A 25,654-nucleotide genomic window follows, 5' to 3' on the forward strand; every position below is an offset into this window, starting at 1 on the left:
ATACTTATGGCAGGACATCAAGATCCAAACTATGTAACTGAAAACCCATTTGAAGGTCGTGGCCGTGCGATGAAAGGCAACGACTTCCCAGATGCTGGTTACGGTTTCGTAATTGGTGGCGGTTTCTTTATTACAATTTTTATCATTGCAATTATTGTAGAAGCAGCTACACGTATGTAATCCTAAAATGGAGTGATTTCTATGTAAATAATAGAAATCACTCCATTTTTATTTCAAATAAATTGAATTCGATTTTTCTATCGTAATTTCACCTTTAGTTATCGTTACTTCTATCGTTCCTTCCAATCCAGTTGTTGCGTGTGGGATATGGTATGATTCAAAACGATTTACTACATCAATATGCGGATGATTGTACCGATTGTTTTCCCCAGCCATAAACACTGCAAATTTCGGGTTTGTCAGCGCAACAAACTCTTCAATGCTTGAAGTCTTGCTCCCATGATGACCGGCCTTTAACAAATCAATATTCCTTAGCTTTTCTGTATATAGTTGAATTAATTGCTGTTCCCCTTCTTTTTCAAGATCTCCTGTAAACAATGCCTTATACTGATTATGCGTTACCATAATAACAAGCGAATCATTATTCCCTTCGTATTCAATATCAGCAGGCCATAAATACTCAAACGTCGTCGCACCAACTTTCCAATAATCCCCTGCCATCTTTTCGATAAGTTTTGTATTTGTCTTCTTCAGTTCCTGTAAAAAATCATTCATTACAGGCTTTGAAATCGAACCTGGCGTGACATGTACCTCTTTCACAATCACCTCTCGTAAAACTTCTTCAGCCCCTTCCACATGGTCGGCATCGGCATGAGATAATACAAATGTATCAATCGATTGTATGCCGCGCCCTTTTAAATAAGGTACTACTATTTGGCGACCCACCTCATAAGGTGTTTGACGCTCTTTCCATTTCTCCTGATCAAATCTTAATAACCCTCCCGCATCAATCACTATAACGGATTTCCGGTAAGGTAATTCAATAACAATGCAGTCTCCCTGCCCCACATTTACAAAGGAAATTTTTAAATCACCGTCCCAATAGGATTGGAAGTGAAAAACTATTGCAGGCAGTACTAATAGTAAAATTGCCTTTAAAGTGGATTGTTTATCAAGCAAATAGAAGGTAATGAAAACGGAGCTATATAAGAAGACCAACCATAAGATAGATGGTTTTCCCGGGTTCCACATTTGAATAATTGGCTGTTGAATGATGAATATAAAGTTTGTAAGTGCCGTACGCAATGGCTCGTATAGGAGAAAAACAAAAGAATCAAACGGGAGTGGTAAAAAAGTAAGAACTAAAACCGCAAGATTAATCGGTAGGATAACAAAAGAAAAAAGCGGTACGAAGAAGATATTCGCTATAAAAGAAGAAAGACTGATTTCAAAAAAGTGAAAGAGTAACAATGGGTAAACGAGGATTTGACAAACAAAGGTGATGAAAAAGGATTGAATCCAAAAGTTAGAATACCGCGCTAAAATCCGACTCGAGTACACTAAACTGTATGTAGCTAAATAAGAAAGTTGGAAACCTACTTGAAAAATAACACCAGGTTCTAATAGAACAAAAATGATAAAGCTCAGTGACAAAGCATCATCCATCGGAATATTCCACCGGAAATACCGGGCAAGCATAATAAATTCAACAACACTTACTGCACGCCATATAGATGGAGCACCTCCTGCTACAATTGCATACATCGGTAATATTGCAAGAAGGAGAATTGTGGCCGACTCTCTGCGAATGCTCATTCTTAATAACAACTGGAAAAATAGGAAAGAAACGAGGGCAACATGCAGTCCGGAAATCGCAAATAAATGTGTAATCCCTAATTTTTGATAGGCTCGGTTCAATTCATCATCGACATTATGCTGTAAACCGATTAAAAGGGCTTGTGCTTCAGCAACAAGCGAAGGAGGGAAAGTTTCTTCTATATGGAGTTTTAATCGAAAGCGTTGGTCATATAAAGGCTGTAAAAAAGAATTTCCCTTGCCCACAAAGGTAAGTTGGTGAATTTCGATAATCCCTCTCGCGTTTTTACTTTGCAAATACTGGGCCATAGAAAAGCCATAGCGGTGCGCAGGAACAGATGGGGATACTTGCTCCCCGACAACAAAAAAATTCGAACCAGCGAGTTGCTGGGCTTCCAGGAGTTGCTTTTCCTGTTCACTTTTTATTTCGTAGGTTACATATAGCTTTTCGCCTTCTGCATTGGTCATAAAACCTCGTAGCATAACGCCGTTAATTCTGTATTCATCAGACCATGTCAAGATTGCCGGAAGTTCGACTGAAACGGAAAGCTTGTTTACTTCATAGGAAAATAAAAGATAACTCCCAATCCCCGTGAAAAAAACGAAGACGAGATGTATTTTGAGTAATTGCTTATAATGACAAAACAGCAACAGAATAACTAATAATGCAAGTAGCCTTACCGATTCTAATGCAGCAATTGCACTAATACAAATCGACAAGGCGTAAAATATCCAGTTATGCTTGAACAAGTTTACCAAATAAAGCATGCATCTTCTCCTCTAGAGGGAGCAACTGTTCATTACTTGCACCTAACTCACGAAGCTTCTCGAGCATTTCAAATGTTAAGGCAAACTTTTCATCTTGCAGAAAATCTATTTTTGCTTCATCGAATGGGATGTGCTGAACATGGACATCAGCCTTCTTAAATAGTTCCAAAGCATATACATTATTTTTATAATCTTTGGCATAGTACACGTTTTTAATTCCTGCTTGAATAATCGTCTTCGAACAAGGCAAGCATGGGAAATGCGTCACATAAAGGTCAGCCCCATTTGCTGGTGTACCATATTTAGCACACTGCAACAGCGCATTCGTTTCGGCATGGACTGTTCTGACACAATGATTGTCCACTACATAGCACCCTTCTTCAATACAGTGTTCATCACCGGAGATTGATCCATTGTATCCACCGGCAATAATACGCTTCTCTCTTACAATAGTTGCCCCTACCGCAAGACGGGCACATGTACTTCTTAATGCAAGTAAATGGCTTTGCGCCATAAAAAATTGATCCCAAGTAATTCGCTCCATATGATAACCCCCAAAAATTATATCACTTATCAGTTTATACATAGTTCGAACCATTCGCAATGTATGATTTTTTGAAATTTCACTTTATTTTACATCAATTAAGTCCTTTAACTGCTCGAATGTTTTGTCCCCGATGCCTGTCACCTGCTTCAAATCTTCAACCGTGCGAAAATTCCCTTGCTCTGATCGATGCTGAATAATTGCACTGGCTTTCGAAGGTCCTATTCCAGGCAATTGGGTTAACTCTGATTCAGCCGCTTTATTTATGTTAATTTTTCCGGAGCTGTTACCACTGCTTGTTGAATTTATTTCCGTCATTTGCAGAAAAAGTTCCATTTCTTCCAATGCATCTTCACTAGAATTAGGAATATAGACAACCATTTCATCCTGTAATTTTTGTGCATGGTTAATGAGCATTGGATTTGCATCATCCGTATAGCCCCCTGCCGCTTCAATTGCATCGATAATTCGCTGTTCTTCTGACAAGGTATAAACACCCGGAAATTTTACTGCGCCTTTTACATCAACAATAATTGTTTGTGGAGTGTCTTCCATTTCTGTTTCCGGAATATTAGGAGTAGAGCCTATAGTAGCCAAGGCGTTTTGGTCAATTGTTTCAATCGTAGCACTGTTCGAGGAATCTTGAATAAAAAAGAAATAGACAACTATTACCGCAAGTACACTACCCAGAATAGTGACTTGCTTTTTATACTTCTCCACAAATGGCTGCAAATTAAAAAACACCCTTTCATAAAGAAGGTTTTATATATGGAGCTTACTTCCACTATACAAATTTCACTTCTTTATGAAAAGGTATTTCATCTAAAACTGCCGAAACATTCTTTTTCGGGCATTTTATTTATTTTACAGCACGGATAAAAATACGTTCACTTTCTTCAGTCGGCTCGTCGTTTGTCCAATCAGCCGAAACCTCGACATGTGAGAAACCGATTTCTTTTAGCCAAATAACATATTGTTCATAGCTAAAAGTTCTTTGAAAATGTTCTTCATCAAATCGTTCATACAATCCACTTTCTGTCTGTAAGAAGAATGTCATTTGATGGTAGACTGAATGCGGATACTCCCCGTGCTCTGTATGCCACACATAGGAAATATCTCCGTCATCATACGTAAATGGACCGTCTAAAAATGTATCATCCATTTTGTATATGGAGTGCACATCGAAAAATAGCTGTCCCCCAGTCCGAAGACTTTGGAAAATCCTTTTTAATGTTTCAATTACTTGATGTTCTTCTTTTAAATAATTAATCGAATCTATTGGAATGATTGCTACATCCAAGTCACTGAAACCGTCTAGTTCGTCCATCGACATTGCATACAGTGGTATTGTAATGCCATTGACATCCATACGAGCGCTTGCAATCGAAAGCATTTCCTCAGATAAATCGATACCTGATACATTGTAGCCTGATTGATGCAATAATAAAGCAAGTGTTCCCGTGCCACAGCCAATATCCAATAAATTTTTATAGTTCTGTGCAGGGGCATGCGATTGAATCCACTCTACATATTCCACGTACGGAATATCTGTCATCAACTCATCGTATACTTCTGCAAAACGCTCATAACTATTCATTGTCAGCTTGTGGTGCGTCTAATTGTGCTGCATCTCCCCATAAACGCTCCAAGTTATAGTATGCACGCTCATCTTTGTGGAAAATATGCGCTACAACATCACCCATATCAACTAAAATCCAACGTGCTGTATCAAAGCCTTCCAATTTACGAACAGTGTAGCCCGCTTCTTCAGCTTTATCTTTGATTTCTTTAGCAATAGCCTGTACTTGGCGTTCTGAACTACCTTCAGCAATAATGAAGTAATCAGCCAATAAAGAAATCCCCTTCATATTTAGGGCAACAATATCTTCCCCGCGCTTGTCATCTATTGCTTTGTACGTAATATTTAATAACGTTTCATTCATGTATGTTTATTCCTCTCTCATTAAAAAGTTATAGCACTCAATTGATACAGGGTAAATAGCCTGCTGTGATGAAACTAAAAAACTGAGGGTATGTGTTATACATGCCCGAAATGCATCATCCAAATTAATGTCTGCATCGGCTCTTAGTTTTTCTACACCATGAAATTTACGGTTTGGCTCAATCATATCTGCAACAAAAATTATTTTTTCAAAAGTTGTCATATCCGCTCGCCCGGTTGTATGGTAACGAATTGCGTTTAAAATCTCTTCATCTTCAATGTGAAATTCAGTCTGGGCAATCCATGCCCCGATAGGACCATGTAAAATCTCAGCATTCCACTCAAGTAAACGAGGATCCATCTGCTGTTCAATCACAACTTTTTTCATCCATTCGACATCTGCATACTTCGCAATATCATGTAAAATGCCTGCGATTTCTGCCCTTTTTGGATCTTCCTGATATTTTTCGGCTAAACGAATCGCCGTTTCCATAACACCAATCGAATGAATATACCGTTTTTCGGGCATTCGCTCTTTAATTGCTGCCAATAACGTCTGACGATCCATACAAACCTTCCTCTCGAATAAACTGTTCAACAGCCTTAGGCAATATAAAATGCAAATTAGCCTTATCTTGCTGTAATCGGTTTCGGATATAAGTTGAAGAAAGGTCTATTTGGGGCGCATCAACCATGTGTACATTATAAGATGTTTGCGCTTCACTACCTGGACGCTTCACTCCTACAAATGTTACAAGCTCCATTAACTCGTCAATTCGATGCCATGTAGGTAATGAATCAATCATATCCCCACCGATAATAAAATAAAACTCAGTTAGCGGTTCACGCTCACGCATAGCTTTCATCGTATCGAATGTATAGGATACACCTCCACGGTCAAGCTCAAAGGTCTCCACTTTAAAATAGGAGATTTCTTCAATCGCCAGCTCAACCATCCGAAGACGCTGTGCATTTGTAGCAGAACTCAACATTTCCTTATGTGGCGGCATTGCATTGGGCATAAAACGTATTTCCGCTAAATCAAGTGCAGCATACACTTCATTGGCCATCATTAAATGTCCGATATGTGGTGGGTTAAATGTACCGCCAAAAAGACCGACTTTCTTCATTTCGATTCACCTATTTCGTAGCTACTTTTGGTAATACGATTTTTTTGTTATTGCGTGATTCTTTATATAAAACAACTGTTAAGCCAATTAGTTGTACCAGCTCTGCACGTGTTCCTTCAGCAAGCTCTTCTGCTACAACATTTTTATCTTCTTCACAGTTATCTAAAATACGTACTTTAATAAGCTCGCGTACTTCTAATACATCGCGTAATTGTGCAAGCATTGCATCATTTACGCCACCTTTTCCAACTTGGAAAATTGGATCTAAGTGATGTGCCTCAGCACGTAAAAAACGTTTTTGTTTACCTGTTAACATAATAATTTACTTTCCTCCTAATTGCGCCGTCAAACGGGCAATCATTGCATTTGTATTTGGATAATGGCCTAACCAATATTCATAGGCAATCGCCCCTTGATGCACGAACATGCCTAAACCATTAACAATTGTCGCCCCTTTTTGCTCAGCCGCTTGCAAAAATGGCGTCATTAATGGATTATACACAATATCTGCAGCAATTGCGCCTGCCGGGAACTTTTCAAGCGAAAACGGCAGGGCAAAGTCCCCCGTTGTCATTCCTGCCGGTGTAGTTTGTATAAAAATTTGGAAAGCAGCTAAGTTCTGTTCTGCTTGTTGCAATGAAATAGCTTGGCCTTCATTCATCTCATCTGTAATTTGCTGTGCATTTTCAACCGTTCGATTGGCAATCGTTATATCTGAATAACCTATAAGTTGAAGGGCAAATGCGATACCACGTGCTGCTCCACCGGCTCCGATTAATAGAATCGGTGCATCACGCTTGTTTGTACCGATTACTTGCTCTAATGCTTTCACAAATCCCGGACCATCTGTATTATAGCCCTTTAGTTTCCCTTCAGCTGTACGAACGACAGTATTGACCGCGCCCATCTTTGCAGCGAGTTCATCAAGTTCATCCAAAAAGGGAATAATCGTTTGCTTATGCGGTATTGTTACATTCCAGCCACTTGCGCCCAACAGCTTGAATGATGCTACAGCTTGTTGTAAATGTTCATGCTTCACATGTACCGGAATATAAGCCGCATCCACATTCTCTTCTTCATACCATGCATTATGCATCTCCGGAGATTTTGACTGTGCAATCGGATCCCCAATAACCGCAAACCACTTCTTCATCAACAATACCTTCTTTCAACTTATCACAATCATTCAACTAAATTAACGATGGGCGGATGAATACTTCTACCCCTTTTGGAGCATGAGCGGCTACAACTACATTCGCATGCTGTACCGTTACCCATCCTAATCCTGAAATGACCACATCTGTTTTTGCTTCTTTAATTGAGAATTCGTGGCGTACTAGCGGTGGCAGTTGTTCAATATGCTTTGTAGTTGGGGGAGCCAATAATTCACCTTTATGCTCTTCATATAAGCTATCCGCACGTTCCAGCTTCGTTCTGTGTATTGGTAAGTCGTTTGCTGCATGTATTGTAAATGCAGCACGTTCACCCTGAATAAAATCAAAACGGGCAAGTGCTCCAATAAATAATGTTTGCCCTGGATTTTGCTGATAAACTTTTGGCTTAATTTCTTTTTTTGGCATAATGTATTTCAATTCGCTCGAATCAATATGGTGAGCCATTTGATGATGATTAATAATACCTGGTGTATCATATAATGATGCACCGTCATCCAGTGGAATTCCAATCATATCCAATGTTGTCCCTGGGAAGTGAGATGTTGTTATAATTTCACCTTCCCCTGTAGCCTGCTTAATTATACGGTTAATGAATGTTGATTTCCCTACATTTGTACAGCCCACTACGTATACATTCTTGCCATTACGATATTCTTCAATTGCTTCGACTACTTCCTGCATACCCATTCCTTTATGAGCGGATACAAGTTTAACGTCGATTGGCTTTAACCCTAACGCCTTTGCTTCACGCTTTAGCCAATTAATTACTTTCTTCTCTTTCACTGATTTAGGTAAAAGATCTGCTTTGTTGGCCACTAATAGCACAGGATTATTTCCTACAAAGCGGTGCAAACCAGGTAACCAGCTGCCATTAAAATCAAAGATATCTACGATTTTTACGATGAGGCCTTCCTGTTGTCCAAGACCGTTTAAAATACGTAAAAAGTCGTCATCTGTTAAGCTGACTGGTTGAATTTCATTGTAATTTTTTAAACGGAAACAGCGTTGGCAAATAATCATTTCCTTTTCTAGAGAGGATGCAGGGGCATACCCTAATCCATTTTTATCTTCTGTTTGAATCACTGTTCCACAGCCAATACATTGTGGCATTTCGTTCATTAACTATTTCCTCCTAACTGGTATTGCACAACTATACAACTTGGGCTACTTATTAGTCTTCCCAAGGATACTTTCCTTTTCTTCTTAAATCATTGTAAACACGACGTTCTACAAAACGGTTAAATTTTGTAACAAGTCCGTCGGAATCTGCTACGGGGCGCACTAAAAATGTATACAGCTTTTGACGCTTCGCACCCATTACATCCGTCAATAATTGGTCTCCCAACATAGCTACTTCATGGCGACGTAGACGTAACTGTACAAGCGCCGCATAATAAGCCGCACCTAACGGTTTTTTCGCCCTAAAAATAAACGGAATACCATGAGGTTCTGCAAATTGACGTACGCGTGCTTCATTATTATTTGATGCAATAATAATTTTGATGCCTGATTCACGCATCATTTCAAACCATTGTACAAGTTCATCTGTTGCATCCGCACGATCCCATTCCACTAGGGTATTATCCAAATCCGTAATAATACCTTTAATGCCTAATTCGTTTAATTTTTCTGGTGTAATTTCAAATACACTACGAACAAATTCATCTGGTAATAAAAAGTTGTACAAAGCCGTTACCCCTAACTCAAAATTTATTTAATCATTATAACATAGTAGCAAATGCTTCTCCCATTTTTATCTTCGCACCATTCGTTACATTCTCAGTAAATTCAATAGCATTCTGTTCAAATAGCATAACAACAGTCGATCCGAAAGAAAAATAGCCGACTTCTTCCCCTTTTTTCCATTGCGTTGATTTGTTTGTAAGTTGAATAGAATTAACAAATGTTGCACCTACTTTAATAAAGGCAGTACAAAAATCTTTTTCATAGTTAATTTCGCTAATCATACGATAATTATGACTAATCGGTTTTTTTCCATATTGTAGACCCATTTGGTTTACTGGGTAGGATTTCTTACCCAAAATGTATTGACGCGTAATGACACCATCAACCGGACTATGAATACGATGATAATCAGCAGGGCTTAAATAAAAGACAATATACTTGCCATTGCTATATCTGTTAGCCTGCTCTTCATTTCCCAATAAATCCACTAATGAATACGGTTTATTTTTAACTGTAAACATCATACCATCCTTAATATCGCCAAACGCTTCCAATTTCGCATCCACAGGACTCGCAAATATATTTGAACGTATATCTACAGGACGCACTTCACCTTTTAGCTCACGGACAAAAAAATCATGTAAACTTGTAAAATCTTTTGGTGATTTTGAAACTTCTTGTATATTAATTCCGTATATTTGACTATAACTACGAATAAAATTTTTACTCATACGTGATTGAGCAACATGTTGTAAAACTTTCGAAGAGAGCTTACCGTTTGATAGTTCTATCAAATTGCGGTATAATTTTTCCTTCATTCTATGTCCTCCCATTTATAATAAATATGGAATAAAGATAAATTATATAATGTATAGGCGCTCAAGGAAAGGTATTATGCAGAATTAAACTATTACCTTTTTTTCTAAGGAAGAAGTATAATAGAGAATAGCCGAAGCGCAAGGGAGTGTTTTACCAATGTTTTTACTTCAAAAAGTGGATTCAACATTAAAAAAAATTAAAGCCAATGCTGCAAATATTATTACAATTACAAATATGTCATTTGGTGGCGCCGCAATTATGGCAACCTTAAATGAATACTATAGCTATAGTGTTTTATTAATTTTTATTGCTGCTTTTTTAGATCGTTATGACGGGAAAGTTGCCCGCAAATTTAATCAGGAATCCGAATTAGGAAAACAACTTGATTCCATGGCTGATATTATTTCTTTCGGTGTCGCCCCAGCCCTGTTAATGTATGAAATGGCGTTAATGGATGCAGGTATTACCGGTATGATGATGCCTGTACTATTTATTGCTGCTGGTGCATTAAGGTTAGCACGATTTAATGTAATGGATTCGACTGGATATTTCGTTGGTTTGCCAATTACAGCAGCCGGTACATTGCTCACGTTCTCTTATTTCTTTACAAATTCATTGTCTAACACATTTTACATGATTCTTTTCCCCGTATTAGCACTACTGATGGTAAGTACATTTACATTAAAGAAGGTGTAAGAGCAAATTCAGCTCTTACACTTTTTTCATTTCTCCGCAAAATTTATCATATACTGTCGAAAAGACGAAAGGATGTATATTGCTTGAGCGGTTTTGTGACAGCATTGCTTCAACTTTGGCTTGAGCTTCCCGCACTATTGGGCTATTTAAAAGGTCAAACGTTTTACAAACCTTTATCACGTGAGGAAGAAGAAGAAGTCATTAATCGTTTTATAAATGGCGATGAAACGGCACGAGTTGAACTGATTGAACGTAATATGCGATTAGTTGCCCATGTCGTAAAGAAGTTCCATCCCCCTCATGACTTACTGGACGATTATATTTCAATTGGAACAATTGGTCTTATGAAGGCAGTAAGCAGCTTTACTCCTGAAAAAAAGACCCGCCTCGCTACTTATGCAGCACGTTGTATTGAAAATGAAATTTTAATGCATTTACGTGCTCAGAAAAAAGTACAAAAAGACGTATCATTATTTGAACCAATCGGAGTAGACAAAGATGGACAGTCACTGCAAATACGGGATCTACTACAGTTGGATGAACCTTCGACCATTGAAAAAATTGAATTACGGGAAGATTTCGCACAGCTGTATCGTTATTTAGATACGTTAGACCCTCGTGAACTTGAAATAATCTCTTATCGCTATGGTTTACAAAACTTTGACCCACATACTCAAAAAGAAATAGCAAAACGTCTCAATATTTCCCGCAGCTATGTATCCCGCATTGAAAAACGTGCGCTAATTAAGCTTTACCAGCAGTTTAAACATAGTGAGAAAGAATAAGTTCTTTTTTACAAATTTTTCGGATACCCGAAGAGCATTAATTTAATTTTTATTGCTAAAAAACTGCCTAATCCTTTATCAGCGATTAGGCAGTGTAAATTGAATTATTCTTGCCGTTACGTTTAACTACTTAAAGTTTTGTAATGGCATTTAACACGACTTCTGTCGAGTGCTTTGCTGCTACCGGTAAAAACTCATCAAATGACATGCCGGATTCTTGTCCAGCAATGTCGGATAATGCACGAATGACAACAAATGGTGTGTTGAACTGATGGCAAACTTGCGCTACTGCAGCTGCTTCCATCTCCACTGCTTTCATTGTTGGGAAATCTTTTCGAACCGCCTCAACACGCTCAGGATTGCTCATAAATACATCTCCTGAACAGATGAGTCCCACACTGTAGTTATGTTCCCCAACTTCTTTTACAGCCTCTTTAGCAACTTCCATCAATTTTTCATCTGAGTTATAGCATGCAGGCATCCCGGCCATTTGACCAATTTCATAACCGAATGCAGTTACATCTACATCATGATGGCGCACTTCATCTGAAATGACAATATCCCCCACATTTAAAGCGGCATCAAAACCACCTGCCGAACCTGTATTAATTACAACTGTTGGGTTAAATTTCTCCAATAAAATCGTTGTTGACATAGCTGCATTTACTTTTCCGATACCGCTTTTCAACAGGATAACTTCCTTACCCTCGTATGTACCTGTTGTGTATTCACTGTTTGCAATTGTTTCTGTATTCGTATTTTGTAGAGCACCTCGTAATAATTCTACTTCCTGCTCCATTGCGCCAATTACTGCAATCTTCATTTGTTAATTCCTCCAATAAAACTATTTCTTGAATTATATCGTTAAACACCTTCAAGAGTGTTTAGCACTTCAACTTGAATAGGTTTCCATCCTTCATTGTCAATCCATTCAATACTTACCCGATACTTTTGTTCCTTATCCATTGATGTCACAACAGCAATTGCACTTTTTGCATTTCCGTTATTATTTACACGTACTACTATGCTGTTTTCCTGTTCCAATTCAATGACACTGAAGATCGCTTTTAGCTTTTCCTCATAGTCAATATGCCCTTTTTCGAATGTCGACACATGTTCACCTGTTTGTGCGGTCGGATAGACAGGCCAATTCGAATTTGTAATTACTTTTTGAACGGCCGCGGTATCTGAAGGGCTTACTGTATCCTCTGTTTCTTCAGGTAATGGATCCGCTTCATTGGATGCATCTTCGCCCTCTTCTTTAACATCTTGCCCTTCTTCTGCTGTTTGTTCATCTTCTGTCGCTTCTGATTCACCTGCAGCTAGATTAGCTGGTGGTTCCTCTTGCTGGGCTTCATTAGATGCTGGCTCTCGAGAAATAATAAAAATCAATGTCGCGACAATTAATACAGCAACAATTGCGATTAGGTAGTTTAGGCTTTTATCCGCTTTCTGAAACTTCGTTTGTTTTATTTTTTGTTCCGCATACTGTTGTCGTGTTTGAAATCGCCGTTTACGTTCCATTTCAATCTCCTCCTATGCATCATTATTTTAGCATTAGAAAAACAGATTGTGCACTAAAAACACACGAAAGAACATCATTTCGAATTACTTATATTTCTTGCAACAAAAGAAAAGCAGCTAGCGATTTCAATGCTAACTGCTAAGAAATTATTTTACTTCTAAAATAACAACTTCCATATCTCCGCCTGGTGTAGTTAATTTAACCACATCATCAACATGTTTTCCCATTAAGGCTTTTGCAATTGGTGAATCATTTGAAATTTTACCTTCCATCGGATCAGCTTCTGCAGAACCAACAATAGTGTATGACTCTTCAAAATTAGCACGTTTCCCGTTAATTAACTCATCGAATGTAACAGTTTTCCCTAATGAAATAGTATTTGATGAATCATCTTCTGTAATGATTACTGAGTTACGAAGCATTTGCTCAATTAGCGAAATTCGCCCTTCCACAAATCCTTGCTCTTCTTTTGCTGAATCATATTCCGAGTTTTCCGATAAGTCACCAAAGCTTCGAGCAGTTTTTATACGCTCCACAACTTCCGGACGCTTTACCGTTTTAAGCGTGTTTAGTTCATCTTCTAATTTTTGCTTTCCTTCAAGTGTCATTGGATATTGCTTTTCGTTTGACATTATTCCCACTCCTTAGTAATAACTTGAAAACGTTTACTTTTCTACGTTTTTCTCTTCTGTATTAGCGTTCATAAATAACAGAAAACCCGACTACTAGTTTACAGTATGTGTAAATTACTTCTTTTAGAAGAGATTTACACTGCAAATACTAGCAGCCGAATTTCATGAATACTTATTTATCTATCAACAAATTTTCGGCATAAATTACGCCCAGATTTTATTCAAATACACTCGAATAACTCTCTAAAAAATCTGTGACATTGCCAGGTACTAACTTTTTACATCCACCAATTAAAAATATGAGAGTTGTATAAAGTAAAATGTAAATATTGTAAATACTACATCATCATATTACAAGTTTGCCTCAGTTTCAAGAATTGTTTTTATTTTCGTAACCATTAAGTCTATAGCAACGTTGTTATCTCCGCCTTCTGGAATGATAACATCGGCATATCGCTTTGTCGGCTCGATAAACAGATTATGCATCGGACGAACTGCTGTTAAGTATTGTTCAATAACAGAATCAGCTGTACGGCCACGCTCTTTAATATCACGCTGAATACGACGGATAATACGTAAGTCCGAATCCGTATCAACGAATAATTTAATATCCATTAAATCGCGTAAGCTTTCGTCTTCTAATACTAGAATTCCTTCGACTATTATAACATCTCTTGGCTCTACATGTATTACATCGGCCGAGCGTGTATGTTGAACATAGTCATACACCGGCTTTTCTACCGGCTGATAAGACAATAGCTCATTAATATGTTGGATTAATAACTGATTATCAAACGCAAGAGGGTGATCATAGTTTGTTTTTAGACGCTCTTCAAACGTCATATGACTTTGGTCTTTATAGTAATAATCCTGTTCGATTACAACTACCGAACGATCTTTAAAAACATCATATATTGCACGTGTTACACTCGTTTTACCTGAGCATGAGCCACCTGCGATCCCGATGACAACTGGTCGCTTTGACATTTAGTTATTCTCCTTTCGCATCATATCAAAGTGTGATAATGAGCGATCTACTTTAAATTTTACAATTTGCAGTGGGTGTCGGGCAACATCAAGCTCATTGCCGTCTTCATCCCATATCTGACCAACTGTCATTTTGAATGTTTCCATATTTGGACCGAAAAATTCAACCGTATCTCCCGATTTGAAATAGTTTCGTTGTTCCAGCGTAACCATTTGTGTTTCAGCATCATAATCCATTACAAATCCTGCGAAGTCCCATTTCATTTTATGTGAATGGAAGCCGAACATTTGCTGTTTATAGCTTGGTTCACCTTCAAAGAATGATGAAGCTGTTGCACGGTTTGCACAGCGTGCTAGCTCTTCTAGCCACTCTTTTTCAAACTTGAAATTTTCCGGGTCAGCACAGTAGGCATCGATCACTTTGCGGTATACAGAAACTACAGTGGCTACATAGTGAATAGATTTCATACGGCCTTCCACTTTTAACGAATCAATGCCCAATTCAATCATATGAGGAATAGATTCAATTAACTTCAAATCTTTTGGACTCATTGCGAAAGGTGCTTCACCTTCGTTAAATAATGCCACTTCTTCACCGTCATTGTTTTCATATAAATCATAATCCCAACGACATGATTGACAGCAACCGCCTCGGTTCGAGTCACGTGCCGTCATATGGTTGGAAAGTGTACAGCGTCCTGAATAGGCAATACACATTGCACCGTGCACGAATGCCTCGATTTCAATGTCTACCTCCTCTTTCATTTTGCGCATTTCTTCCCCGCCTACTTCACGTGCCAAAACTACTCGTTCTAAACCTTCATCTTTCCAGTACTTTACTGCTTTCCAGTTCGATAAAGATTGCTGTGTCGATAAGTGGATTTCTAAACTTGGCGCTGCCTTTTTACACGTTTCGATAATAAGTGGATCCGCAACGATAATCCCTTTAACGCCGGCTCCCTCGATTGCTTGTAAATATTCTTCAAGCCCGTCCATATTTTCATTATGGGCAAAGATATTCGTCGTTACATAAATAACCGCGCCGTATTTGTTGGCGAATTCAACGCCTTCCTTCATTTCCTCGATCGTGAAGTTACCCGCATTTGAACGTAAACCGAATTCCTGGCCACCGATAAATACGGCATCTGCGCCGTAATGTACGGCTACTTTTAATTTTTCCAAGCTTCCTGCCGGTGCAAGTAACTCAGGCTTTTTTGTAATAACTGTTTTTCCGTTAATTGTTTCACGGATTTTTTCGTTTTGAATTAACTGTAGCATGTTGCGTTCTCCTTCCTAGTAAACTGTTTCCTTGTAAATGAAGCCAGTATCCAGTGGGCGTAACGCTGGCTGAATTGCTTCCACTTGTTCAAAGAGCGATGATTTGATTTCGTCATATGCATCTTCGCCTTGTTCAAAGTACGTATCAATAGCTTGACGGTAAAGATTTGTCACTGTCACAACATAATCAAATGAATGGAGAACACCATCAATTTTCAATGAGTCTATTCCCGCTTCAAATAATTCATTCAGTTCTTCGATAATACACATATCATTTGGTGAGAAAATGTGCGTACCGTTTAAATCTTCGTAAATCGGGTATTTATTTTTACGTTCTTTATCATGTAAAAACATATTTTTATTTTCTTTACGATTTTCGATTTGCATCGCTTCATCACGGTATAGGAAATAATTACCCAATAGTGAACGCTTTGACTGGAACATACATGTCATCCCATGTACTTGCACTTCAATTTCATGTTTTGTGTTTTCTTTGATTTCAATGACCTCATCAACAGAAAGCTCACGGGCAAGTACAGCACGTTTACTACCGCGATCACCCCAATAATTCACTTGGAAGTAATTTGTTGCTGTCGTTTCAGGATTCCAATGCAATGGAATAGTAATTCCTAATTCACGCACTGCTACGATAACGGCCGGATCACCAAAGATAAGTGCATCAACACCAATACGTTGCATTTCTTTTAAATATTCATCCAGTGCATCTAAACGGTCATTATGAAATAAAGCATTGACAGCTACATACACTTTTTTATCTGCAGCATGGATTAATTTCGTAGCTTCTTCCACTTGTGCTACTGTAAATTCTCCAGCCAATCGCAGACCAAATTTCTGTTCACCAATAACGAAAGCATCTGCTCCTGCATCAAGTAATGCAGCCACATGCTCAACGGATTGGGGAGTAAGTAATAATTCTGGTTTATTCACTCTAATCACCTCTTCAAACAAATTAACAATCCATCACCGACTGGGAAAAAAGCGCTCGTATAATCCGGGTGCGACATAATCCAATCTGAGAATGTTTTTAAATTACGAATCATTGTTCTTTTTCTTCTAGGCACTTCTTTTATATCTAAATTTGAAAGCCCATGCATGTACATATTATCGATATATAATACCCCACCCGATGGAACAAGTGGAGAGTATTTTTCGAAAAACTTCATGTACTGACCTTTTGCCGCATCAATAAAAACAGCATCAAAAGTAGTTGGAAGCTTTTCCATTTCTACCTCTAACGCATCGCCCTCAATTATTTGTATACTGTTTGCCGCCTCTGACCTTGCAATAAACTCTTTAGCATATTGAACGCGTGATTCATCCCGTTCAATTGTCACAATCTGACAATCGGGTAATGCTTTTGCCATTCGCAGTGCAGAATAGCCAATGGCCGTACCAATTTCCAAAATAGCTTTCGGTTTTTGAATACGCAATAATTGATTCAATGATTCAATTCCGGCAAGCTGCATAATTGGGACATGATGTTGTTTTGCGAAGTTTTCCATTTCTACTAATAACTCATCACGCTCAGAAATGAAGGAAGCAATATAAGCGTCTGATAATTCCATTCTTCATTCTCCCTTTACCTGGTTGTTTACGCATATCTTATATCCATAAGAAAAAAGACGAAACGAAGATGTTTGCGCCTACAAAATTGTTATATAAGGACAAAAAATCACAACTTATAATAGCATGAAAAGAAAAGGAATGCGAATAATCTTTACTAAAATTCATCTTTAGACGGATTTTAAAAGCTATCCGATTCCTTTCCTTCTAATTATCGCAAATATTTCTCAATGTTTGCCAAATGCTCATCATATGATTTTGCGAAGTGATTCGTACCTTCTTTATCAGCCAGGAAGTATAAATAATCGGTTTGTGAAGGATTTAAAGCCGCTTCTATCGACGTTTTCCCCGCTCCTGCTATCGGTCCAGGAGGCAATCCTACATTCTGATACGTATTATATGGGTTGTCTACTTCTAAATCTTCATACAACACGCGATCCTTATGTGAGCCTAAAGCATATAAAACAGTCGGATCGGTTTGTAATGGCATATCAATATCCATACGGTTGTAAAATACACTAGCTATTGTTTCACGGTCAGTTTGCGCTGTTGCCTCTTCTTCAAGTAATGAAGCAAAAGTCAATAATTCGTGCACTGTCATTTCACGTTCTACCAAAATCGGTGTATATTCCGAAACAATTGTGTTCATCGAAGTGAGCATTGTCTTTACAATCTCTTCAATCGATGGATTTTCTTCATAAAACGGATATGTTGCAGGATATAAATAACCTTCCAATGCATGGCGAATATTTTCATTTAAAATATTCTCTGTTAATAAATCTGGATATTCAGTCATTAACTGCTCCACATAAGTTTTGTCCGTTACTTTTTTCAAGAAATCTTCTGCTTTATGAGGTGTATTTTTCTGTATGACACCAGCTACTTGCTCAAGTGTCAATCCTTCTGGAACTGTCATTGTAAATACTGGTTCACGATACACTCTGCCCGTTTTTAAACTTTCAATAATTTCGTCCAGGGTCATCGATTGTGTTAAAGAATAGTCACCCGCTTGGAATGCAGATTCATTTTTAAATTTTGTATAATATTTAAAAATCCTTGCATCTTTAATGATTCCCTTTTCTTCAAGAATGCTTGAAATCAAAGTAATTCCCGAACCCATAGGAATTTCAACTTCAATTTGCTTATTTGATTCCGGATCCATTGGTTCTAATGCGGATGATACATAATTATAGCCAGAGAATCCTGCAATGGCGATAATGATGAGAACGGCAAGTGCGATGATTCCTACAATTTTTCGCACAGTTTTAACTTCTCCTTTACGCTCATTCATCTTATTGAACATTTCTTTTTTTGAATTTTCATCTAGCACGGGAGCCCCCCCTTTTTCTCTTTCATATGATACATAAATTTCACTTGCGATACAATAATGAACAATGAATGTTACATGATTTGTATTTTATTAGCGACGTTATATAGAATAAAATGTTCTATTTAAAAGTATATTTGATAAATTTATTAACAATATAAAAAAACCTAACTAACGAATAACGTCAGTTAGGTTTGGGACTAATTTTGTGATAGTGAGTTTAAAACTTGCTCGACCATTTCCCACTCGGCATCGGTTTCAATCTGCAATAAGTCATCTACTTCACCATTCTCACCTGGGATGTAGGCAGAAGCAAATACTTCTTCCAGTTGTGGCTCACCGTCTTCTAAAGTAGCGTAAAATAAATAATTTTTCCCGTCATTTTCGAATCGGTGTAATATTTGACACATAATTTCTTCATCGTCGTCATTCGTAATTGTGAAGTAATTTGTTTGATCTGCACCAAATTCAGCCATTAAAGTATTCATTACTTCCTCTACCATCGCCCACTCTTCATCTGTTTCAATATCAGAGAAGCTTCCCATCTCGCCATTTGTATCCAGAACATAACGCAACGCTGAAATACCAGCCTCTTCATCACCAACTAGCGTAAACAGTACATATGAATGTTCATCTGAATCAAAAGTGAATACGACGCGGCATTGTTGCTCCCCGCCATCTTCTGTTTGTAAAATAAAAATATTATCTTCCATTCCTTTTCCTCCTAAATAATAAAACAGAGAAGGCTCATCACCCACTCTGTTTTTATGGTATCGAATGAATTATTCTTCTTCGCCTAATTCGTCTTCAATTTGGTTTAATACTTCTTCAATTAAATCCCATTCCGCTTCAGTTTCGATAGGCGTTAATTCACCATCTTCACCATTTTCAGCAGGAACGAATGCAGAAGCAAAGATTTCTACTGCTCCATCTTCATCTTCTTCTGCTCCTACTAAAGAATATAATACGTATGATTTACCGAATTCTTCAGAATCAAAAGTGTGTAAAATTTCGCAAAGTTGTTCATTGCCGTTTTCATCGACTACAGTAATATTGTTTTGTTGTTCTGACATGAAAGTCACCTCTTCATTAAATTTAAGTATTGCCGGTTGTTGCTTCGTATATTATACATAAAGCTAGTGCATATAAATACAAATAAGCCCTAGTTTAAGCAACATTGTTAGAAAGGATAAAACTAACCGCCTTGTTTGAAACAAAGCGGCGTTTAGTTTTTACTGTCTAAATAACCTTGTAAAATCATGACCGCAGCCATTTTATCAATCACTTGCTTACGTTTTTTTCGGCTAACATCCGCTTCAATAAGCATGCGCTCAGCAGCCATGGTCGTCATACGCTCATCCCACAGTTTGACAGGGAAACCGAAAGTATCTTCCAATAACTTTTTATAGTTTTCAGAAGCTTCCCCACGCGGACCGATAGTATTATTCATGTTCTTTGGATAGCCCACAACGAATTCAGTAACATTGTGTGCCTTTACAAGCTCGTTAATACGTTTAATCCCAAACTCGCCTGCTGCTTCATCAATTTTTATTGTTTCGATACCTTGCGCTGTCCAACCGAACGCATCACTAATTGCAACGCCGACTGTTTTCGTGCCGACGTCTAAACCCATAATCTTCATTTTTCCGCCTCAGCATTCCTTCTAATATAAAACTTTACGAGCTCCTCTAAAATTTCATCGCGCTCCAGCTTGCGGATTAAATTACGTGCGTCCTGGTGGCGAGGGATGTATGCCGGGTCACCAGATAATAAATACCCTACAATTTGGTTTGTTGGATTATACCCTTTTTCCTCTAAAGCCGTATACACCTTCAGCATCACTTGCTTTACTTCTTGTTCCATAGATTCCTCTGGAAAACTAAATTTCATCGTTTTATCGAAAGAACTCAAGACCAGCACCTCGCTTTCAGCAATAAAGAGATGGAGCATAGAAGCCCATCTCCATTTTTATCATTATAACTTATTCCCGCAAGCACTTCAAATATGCTAGTAGTAAATTTTAGATGTTTAGAAAGATTTTACTTTTTCATAGACTCCATTTAACGCTTCTTCTAGTTTTGAAGCATCTTTAGCACCAGCCATAGCCATATCAGGACGGCCGCCGCCTTTACCGCCACATGCTTCAGCAACATCCTTTACAATGTTACCTGCATGGTAGTTACCACCTACGATATCTTTCGTTACACCTGCGCATAGCATTACTTTATCGCCATCTACTGCACCTAGTACAATAACAGCTGCCTGCATTTTTTCTTTTAAATCATCCATCATTTGACGTAATTGATTATTATCTTTTGCATCCACTTTTGTTGCAAGTACCGTTACATCACCTATTTTTTGTGCTGCATCCAATACTGCGCCTGCTTGTGCATTTGCAATTTTTTGTGATAATGATTCATTTTCACGTTGTAATTGTTTATAGTCTGCCTGTAGACCTGCTACGCGTGTTGCTACATCTTTTGGATTTGCTTTTAAAAGAGCAGATGCTTCATTTAAAATTGCTTCTTCTTCTTTAATAGCTTCATATGCTGCTTTACCAGTTACAGCTTCGATACGACGAGTGCCTGCACCGATACCGCCTTCTGAAACAATTTTGAAAATGCCAATTTCTGAAGAACGGCTTACATGCAATCCACCGCATAGCTCAATCGAATAATCCGAAACAGCTACTACGCGTACAACATCACCATATTTTTCACCGAATAAAGCCATTGCGCCCATTGCTTTTGCAGAATCGATATCCATCTCCTGAATCACGACTTCGATATCTTCCCAAATTTTTTCATTTACTGCACGCTCTACTTGTGCAAGCTCCTCTTTCGTTGCTGCACCGAAGTGAGAGAAGTCGAAACGTAAACGGTCGGGTCCAACGTAAGAGCCTGCCTGTGCTACATGGTCACCTAATACATCCTTTAAGGCACGGTGCATTAAGTGTGTTGCTGTATGGTTTTTAAGGATTAATTTACGTTTTGATTCATCTACTTTCGCAGTAGCCTCATCCCCAACATTCATTTCACCTGATTCCACTACAACAGTGTGTAACGGTTGACCATTTGGCGCCTTTTGAACATCTTTAACAATTGCTGTAAATCCGTCTGCTTCAATGACACCAGTATCGGCAATTTGACCACCCATTTCAGCATAGAATGGTGTTTCAGAAAGAATAATTAATGCTTCTTCTCCTTCATTAGCCGTTGTCGTTTCTTGACCATTTACAACAATTGCAGCAATTTTTGCTGAAGTTTCAAATGCATCATAAATAAATGTTGATTGCTGTTTTAAGTTTGAAAGTACTTCGTTTTGCACTTGCATAGAATCCACATCTGCACGCGCGTTACGAGCTCGATTACGTTGTTGTTCCATAGAAGCTTCAAAACCATCATGATCTACTGTCATACCAACTTCTTCTGCATATTCTTCCGTTAATTCGATTGGGAAACCGAATGTATCGTAAAGACGGAATGCATCCGCGCCAGGAATAACTGTTTCACCTTTTGCTTTTTGGCTCTCCACTACTTCGTTAAAGATTGCCAGTCCTCCATCAAGTGTTTCATGGAAGCGAACTTCTTCGTTTTTAATAACACGTTGAATAAATGCTTCCTTTTCTTTTACTTGTGGATAGAAATCTTGCATAATCTCCCCAACAGTCGGAACTAATTCAAACATAAATGGCTTTTCAATACCGATTTTTTTCGCATAACGAACTGCTCGGCGTAATAAACGACGTAAAACATAGCCTCGTCCTTCGTTTGATGGCAATGCTCCGTCACCTATTGCAAATGCTACTGTACGAATATGGTCCGCAATTACTTTAAATGGTGTGTTAATATCTTCTGCTGAACCGAAAATCTCTTTTAAATTTACTTCATGTGGACGTTTGTATGAACGGTTAGCAAAGCTTTCTGTTTTTTCGATAATCGGCATGAAAAGGTCCGTATCAAAGTTTGTTGGTACATTTTGTACGACAGAAACGATACGCTCAAGACCCATACCTGTATCAATATTTTGCTTCGGTAGTGGTGTATATGTCCCGTCAGGATTGTGATTGAATTGAGAAAACACTAAATTCCACACTTCTAAATATCGCTCATTCTCCCCACCTGTATACATTTCTTCTGGTGGTGCACCAAAACCATACTCTTCTCCGCGGTCATAAAAAATTTCTGAGTTCGGACCAGAAGGACCTTCTCCGATATCCCAGAAATTCCCCTCTAAACGGATTAAACGCTCTTTAGGAATTCCAATTTCGTTATGCCATACGTCATACGCTTCTTGGTCTTCAGGATGAATCGTTACTGATAATTTTTCCGGGTCAAAGCCCATCCATTTTTCATCCGTTAAAAATTCCCAAGCATAATGAATGGATTCTTTTTTAAAGTAATCCCCGATTGAGAAATTCCCCAGCATTTCAAAGAAAGTATGGTGACGCGCAGTTTTCCCTACGTTTTCAATATCGTTTGTACGAATCGATTTTTGTGCATTTGTAATACGTGGATTGTCCGGTATAATACGTCCATCAAAATATGGCTTTAATGTTGCAACTCCTGAGTTAATCCATAAAAGTGATGGGTCATTGATTGGTACTAATGGTGCTGATGGTTCAATGTGATGCCCTTTTTCTTTAAAGAAATCAAGATATAGACGACGAATTTCAGAACCTGTCATTGTTTTTGTAGTCATAATTATTTCCTCCTATAATGTTTTTGAAGTACGATGAATTGGGCACAAAAAAAGCCTTCATCCCGGTAAAGGGACGAAGACTATTATCTCGTGGTACCACCCTAATTTATAATGCAATAAGCATTATATCTCAAGTGCTTTTAACGTAAGCATACGGCAGGTATTAGCTGCACTCTGGAGTAGCTTTCCGTAATTTTCGCGGAGATTTTTTCAGCCTAGAAATCTCTTTCTGCTCACGAAGTCCAATACGTACTTGTTCCATCATCGTTTTCATATATATATGTTCTTCATTATAAAAAATTGATTTCGTGCTGTCAATCCGCAATCCTTAATAATTAAAACGATTTTTCGTTAATAAGATCAAAACAATGGCTGGTACTGTACAAATAACCATTCCTAAAAATGCCAAACTAGGCTCGATTTCATACAGAGCTCCTCCTAAAAGAGTTAAGATGGCTGCACTTAAACTCATTGCAAGCGCAGAATAAATCCCCTGTGCATTAGGAATTTGTTCTTTCGGTAAAGCTTGAGAAATATAGCGAATGAATGCGTAATGCGCCATTGCAAATGACAGGGCATGAAGTGCCTGTGACACAATAAACATTGGCATATTCGGAAAAGCATATATTAAAATCCAGCGAACAGTAGAGCCAATTGCCGCCAGTAACATTAACGAAGACGGCTTCCATTTCGTTAAAAACGTATCTGCCTTTAAAAAATATATAATCTCAAATAACACTGCTACATTCAAAATCATTCCAATATAAAACGGATTTACATTTAACTCCTGTAAATATATATATCCATAATTATAGTAAGATGCATGTGCTCCTTGAAGTAGAATAACTACAAATAATACGACGATGAAACTTTTTACATCGAAAAGCCCTTTCATCGATAATGATTTTCCTGTTTCCTTTGCAGGAGCTAAACTCAATACATCAGGGGCAGGCATTAATTGAATTGCTAATAATGCTGTTAAACCGAAAATCATTGCCCATAAAATCATTTGCTCGCCGTACATTCCCGTAATCATACTAATAATTAACACAGCAACTACGTATCCGAATGAGCCAAGTGAACGTGCTTTTCCATAATGAATTCCCCCGTGTTGCATTAATGTCGCTGCGCTGCTTTCCACTGCTGGTAATAATGCCGGATACAATGCACTAAAAAGCATCGTCATGATGAATAAGCCTATAAAAGAATCGATCGGTACATAGAGTATTGCGGTTACTAAAGACGCTACTGTGAAGAATACGAGTACATTTTTATTACTCATTATTTTTGATACATACGGGAAAATTAGGATTGTTGATATTGCTCGTGCAACTAAACCAAACCCCATTATAATACTCGCATCTGAAACGGTTAAACCTTTGTCATTAATAAGCCAGCCTGTCCAATAAGGTAAAAAAATACCCCATGTAATAAAGAACATAAAAAAATTCTTTGCCAGCCAACGCTGATTGTTCATAATAATACAGCCTTCTTCCATTCTTATAATGTTGAATAATAGCACGACAATTTGTACAATAATGTGAGATATCTCATATTTTCTATTAAGGAGTTGCTTTATAATTTGAGAAAGTTATCACTAGAAGAAAGTAAACATTATATTGAGCATTACCCTATTTCTCAATATTTTTCATTTGATATTACTCCCTTTATCCAAGTATATGAATTTGATAAAGGAGAGTATATTTTCCATGAGCATTCATTTCCTGATTATTTATATTACATGATTGAAGGAAAAGCGAAATTATATGTTACACATAAAAACGGAAAAATTTCTCTTATTGATTTTATAACATCTCCTACTTTTATGGGAGAAATGGAGTTATTAAATGCGGAGCGCTATTCAAAAGGCATCCAGACCGTTACAACATCCATTTGTTTTGCAATCTCAATACGTGAAGTAAAGGAAAAATTATTAGCTGATCCGGTATTTTTAAAAATGCTCTGTCTTTTTTTAAGTCAAAAGACAATGAATGCGACAGCCAAATATACACAAAACCAGGCTTATCCTTTAGAAAATAGACTCGCATCATTCATTTTACTATCGTCTGATCAACAATTCTATAAAGAAAAACATACAGAGGTATGCGAATATTTAGGGGTATCATACCGACACTTATTATTTGTTCTTGCACATTTTTGCGAAGAAGAATACTTAACGAAGAAAGATCGGGGATATGTACTAACAAATCGACAAGCATTAGAAAAACTCGCTAGCGAAATTACGTATTAAAAAGACTGTGCTAAAAGTAATTTTTAGCACAGTCTCCTATAAAATAAT

At 37.8% G+C, this 25,654-nt stretch carries 30 protein-coding genes and 1 other annotated feature; of the genes, 4 read left to right on the top strand and 26 right to left on the bottom strand.

What is annotated here, in order from left to right:
- The first annotated feature begins 6 nt into the window (after positions 1-6).
- Positions 7-180: a YqzM family protein gene (locus SNE38_RS08600; protein WP_191700298.1), complete on the top strand. Its 174-nt coding sequence runs from the start codon at positions 7-9 to the stop codon at positions 178-180.
- Between the two features lie 48 nt (positions 181-228).
- Here the strand turns inward: SNE38_RS08600 and SNE38_RS08605 are convergent, their stop codons facing one another.
- The 12 genes from SNE38_RS08605 to SNE38_RS08660 all read right to left on the bottom strand — a co-directional run bounded on the left by SNE38_RS08605 (position 229) and on the right by SNE38_RS08660 (position 9,839).
- Positions 229-2,544, bottom strand: coding sequence for a DNA internalization-related competence protein ComEC/Rec2 (locus SNE38_RS08605; RefSeq protein WP_336046346.1), 2,316 nt, complete (start codon positions 2,542-2,544; stop codon positions 229-231).
- Positions 2,513-3,088: a ComE operon protein 2 gene (locus tag SNE38_RS08610; protein WP_191700300.1), complete on the bottom strand. Its 576-nt coding sequence runs from the start codon at positions 3,086-3,088 to the stop codon at positions 2,513-2,515. The genes SNE38_RS08605 and SNE38_RS08610 overlap by 32 nt, the downstream gene beginning before the upstream one ends.
- 84 nt (positions 3,089-3,172) lie before the next feature.
- The gene (locus SNE38_RS08615) at positions 3,173-3,808 is read right to left on the bottom strand and encodes a helix-hairpin-helix domain-containing protein (RefSeq protein WP_336046347.1); all 636 of its coding nucleotides are present in this window, start codon (positions 3,806-3,808) and stop codon (positions 3,173-3,175) included.
- A gap of 139 nt (positions 3,809-3,947) precedes the next feature.
- Positions 3,948-4,685 carry a class I SAM-dependent DNA methyltransferase gene (locus SNE38_RS08620; RefSeq protein WP_191702669.1) on the bottom strand — a complete coding sequence of 246 codons (738 nt, stop codon included), beginning with the start codon at positions 4,683-4,685 and terminating at the stop codon, positions 3,948-3,950.
- A complete protein-coding gene (gene rsfS / locus SNE38_RS08625; protein ID WP_191702670.1) occupies positions 4,678-5,031 on the bottom strand; it encodes a ribosome silencing factor in 354 nt (117 codons plus the stop codon). The genes SNE38_RS08620 and rsfS overlap by 8 nt, the downstream gene beginning before the upstream one ends.
- A 6-nt stretch (positions 5,032-5,037) precedes the next feature.
- Positions 5,038-5,598, bottom strand: coding sequence for a bis(5'-nucleosyl)-tetraphosphatase (symmetrical) YqeK (yqeK, locus tag SNE38_RS08630; protein ID WP_191702671.1), 561 nt, complete (start codon positions 5,596-5,598; stop codon positions 5,038-5,040).
- Entirely contained in the window at positions 5,567-6,160 is a 594-nt protein-coding gene (locus SNE38_RS08635) for a nicotinate-nucleotide adenylyltransferase (protein ID WP_191702672.1), read from the bottom strand. The genes yqeK and SNE38_RS08635 overlap by 32 nt, the downstream gene beginning before the upstream one ends.
- A gap of 10 nt (positions 6,161-6,170) precedes the next feature.
- The gene (gene yhbY, locus SNE38_RS08640; RefSeq protein WP_191702673.1) at positions 6,171-6,476 is read right to left on the bottom strand and encodes a ribosome assembly RNA-binding protein YhbY; all 306 of its coding nucleotides are present in this window, start codon (positions 6,474-6,476) and stop codon (positions 6,171-6,173) included.
- A gap of 6 nt (positions 6,477-6,482) precedes the next feature.
- Entirely contained in the window at positions 6,483-7,313 is an 831-nt protein-coding gene (gene aroE, locus SNE38_RS08645; RefSeq protein ID WP_336046348.1) for a shikimate dehydrogenase, read from the bottom strand.
- Positions 7,314-7,350: 37 nt separating this feature from the next.
- Entirely contained in the window at positions 7,351-8,454 is a 1,104-nt protein-coding gene (yqeH, locus tag SNE38_RS08650; protein ID WP_191702675.1) for a ribosome biogenesis GTPase YqeH, read from the bottom strand.
- Between the two features lie 52 nt (positions 8,455-8,506).
- Positions 8,507-9,022 carry a YqeG family HAD IIIA-type phosphatase gene (locus tag SNE38_RS08655; RefSeq protein WP_191702676.1) on the bottom strand — a complete coding sequence of 172 codons (516 nt, stop codon included), beginning with the start codon at positions 9,020-9,022 and terminating at the stop codon, positions 8,507-8,509.
- 34 nt (positions 9,023-9,056) lie between these two features.
- A complete protein-coding gene (locus tag SNE38_RS08660) occupies positions 9,057-9,839 on the bottom strand; it encodes a phosphatidylserine decarboxylase (protein ID WP_191702677.1) in 783 nt (260 codons plus the stop codon).
- A gap of 157 nt (positions 9,840-9,996) precedes the next feature.
- Here SNE38_RS08660 and pssA point away from each other — a divergent pair, with 157 nt between their 5' ends.
- Together pssA and sigK are read left to right on the top strand one after the other, a co-directional pair.
- Complete coding sequence (pssA, locus tag SNE38_RS08665) at positions 9,997-10,536, top strand: CDP-diacylglycerol--serine O-phosphatidyltransferase (protein WP_191702678.1); 540 nt, start codon at positions 9,997-9,999, stop codon at positions 10,534-10,536.
- A gap of 83 nt (positions 10,537-10,619) precedes the next feature.
- The gene (sigK, locus tag SNE38_RS08670) at positions 10,620-11,321 is read left to right on the top strand and encodes an RNA polymerase sporulation sigma factor SigK (RefSeq protein ID WP_191702679.1); all 702 of its coding nucleotides are present in this window, start codon (positions 10,620-10,622) and stop codon (positions 11,319-11,321) included.
- A 130-nt stretch (positions 11,322-11,451) separates the two neighbouring features.
- Here sigK and mtnN read toward each other — a convergent pair whose 3' ends face one another.
- The 14 genes from mtnN to SNE38_RS08740 form a co-directional block, all read right to left on the bottom strand.
- Positions 11,452-12,144, bottom strand: coding sequence for a 5'-methylthioadenosine/S-adenosylhomocysteine nucleosidase (gene mtnN, locus SNE38_RS08675; RefSeq protein WP_191702680.1), 693 nt, complete (start codon positions 12,142-12,144; stop codon positions 11,452-11,454).
- Between the two features lie 41 nt (positions 12,145-12,185).
- Positions 12,186-12,845, bottom strand: coding sequence for a YrrS family protein (locus SNE38_RS08680; protein WP_191702681.1), 660 nt, complete (start codon positions 12,843-12,845; stop codon positions 12,186-12,188).
- A 147-nt stretch (positions 12,846-12,992) separates the two neighbouring features.
- The gene (gene greA / locus SNE38_RS08685) at positions 12,993-13,478 is read right to left on the bottom strand and encodes a transcription elongation factor GreA (RefSeq protein WP_191702682.1); all 486 of its coding nucleotides are present in this window, start codon (positions 13,476-13,478) and stop codon (positions 12,993-12,995) included.
- Positions 13,479-13,829: 351 nt separating this feature from the next.
- Positions 13,830-14,465 (bottom strand): uridine kinase, encoded by a 636-nt coding sequence (gene udk, locus SNE38_RS08690; protein ID WP_191702683.1) that lies wholly within the window; start codon positions 14,463-14,465, stop codon positions 13,830-13,832.
- Entirely contained in the window at positions 14,466-15,743 is a 1,278-nt protein-coding gene (locus tag SNE38_RS08695; RefSeq protein WP_191702684.1) for a peptidase U32 family protein, read from the bottom strand.
- Positions 15,744-15,758: 15 nt separating this feature from the next.
- A complete protein-coding gene (locus SNE38_RS08700; RefSeq protein WP_191702685.1) occupies positions 15,759-16,691 on the bottom strand; it encodes a peptidase U32 family protein in 933 nt (310 codons plus the stop codon).
- A 5-nt stretch (positions 16,692-16,696) separates the two neighbouring features.
- Positions 16,697-17,329, bottom strand: coding sequence for an O-methyltransferase (locus tag SNE38_RS08705; RefSeq protein WP_191702686.1), 633 nt, complete (start codon positions 17,327-17,329; stop codon positions 16,697-16,699).
- Between the two features lie 209 nt (positions 17,330-17,538).
- The gene (mltG, locus tag SNE38_RS08710) at positions 17,539-18,630 is read right to left on the bottom strand and encodes an endolytic transglycosylase MltG (protein ID WP_191702918.1); all 1,092 of its coding nucleotides are present in this window, start codon (positions 18,628-18,630) and stop codon (positions 17,539-17,541) included.
- A 224-nt stretch (positions 18,631-18,854) separates the two neighbouring features.
- Positions 18,855-19,367, bottom strand: coding sequence for a DUF1292 domain-containing protein (locus tag SNE38_RS08715; RefSeq protein ID WP_191702687.1), 513 nt, complete (start codon positions 19,365-19,367; stop codon positions 18,855-18,857).
- A 69-nt stretch (positions 19,368-19,436) separates the two neighbouring features.
- On the bottom strand, positions 19,437-19,727 hold the full coding sequence (locus tag SNE38_RS08720) for a DUF1292 domain-containing protein (RefSeq protein WP_191700320.1): 291 nt from the start codon (positions 19,725-19,727) through the stop codon (positions 19,437-19,439).
- Positions 19,728-19,879: 152 nt separating this feature from the next.
- Complete coding sequence (gene ruvX / locus SNE38_RS08725) at positions 19,880-20,296, bottom strand: Holliday junction resolvase RuvX (protein ID WP_191702688.1); 417 nt, start codon at positions 20,294-20,296, stop codon at positions 19,880-19,882.
- Entirely contained in the window at positions 20,293-20,565 is a 273-nt protein-coding gene (locus SNE38_RS08730) for an IreB family regulatory phosphoprotein (RefSeq protein ID WP_191700322.1), read from the bottom strand. The genes ruvX and SNE38_RS08730 overlap by 4 nt, the downstream gene beginning before the upstream one ends.
- Positions 20,566-20,682: 117 nt before the next feature.
- Positions 20,683-23,355 carry an alanine--tRNA ligase gene (alaS, locus tag SNE38_RS08735; protein ID WP_225223661.1) on the bottom strand — a complete coding sequence of 891 codons (2,673 nt, stop codon included), beginning with the start codon at positions 23,353-23,355 and terminating at the stop codon, positions 20,683-20,685.
- A gap of 66 nt (positions 23,356-23,421) precedes the next feature.
- Positions 23,422-23,629: a binding site (T-box leader), on the bottom strand.
- Between the two features lie 54 nt (positions 23,630-23,683).
- A complete protein-coding gene (locus SNE38_RS08740) occupies positions 23,684-24,832 on the bottom strand; it encodes an MFS transporter (protein ID WP_191702689.1) in 1,149 nt (382 codons plus the stop codon).
- A gap of 105 nt (positions 24,833-24,937) precedes the next feature.
- Here SNE38_RS08740 and yeiL point away from each other — a divergent pair, with 105 nt between their 5' ends.
- The gene (yeiL, locus tag SNE38_RS08745; RefSeq protein ID WP_191702690.1) at positions 24,938-25,606 is read left to right on the top strand and encodes a transcriptional regulator YeiL; all 669 of its coding nucleotides are present in this window, start codon (positions 24,938-24,940) and stop codon (positions 25,604-25,606) included.
- The last annotated feature ends 48 nt before the right edge of the window (positions 25,607-25,654 follow it).

Source organism: Solibacillus ferritrahens (assembly GCF_037027585.1).
Lineage (GTDB): Bacteria > Bacillota > Bacilli > Bacillales_A > Planococcaceae > Solibacillus > Solibacillus ferritrahens.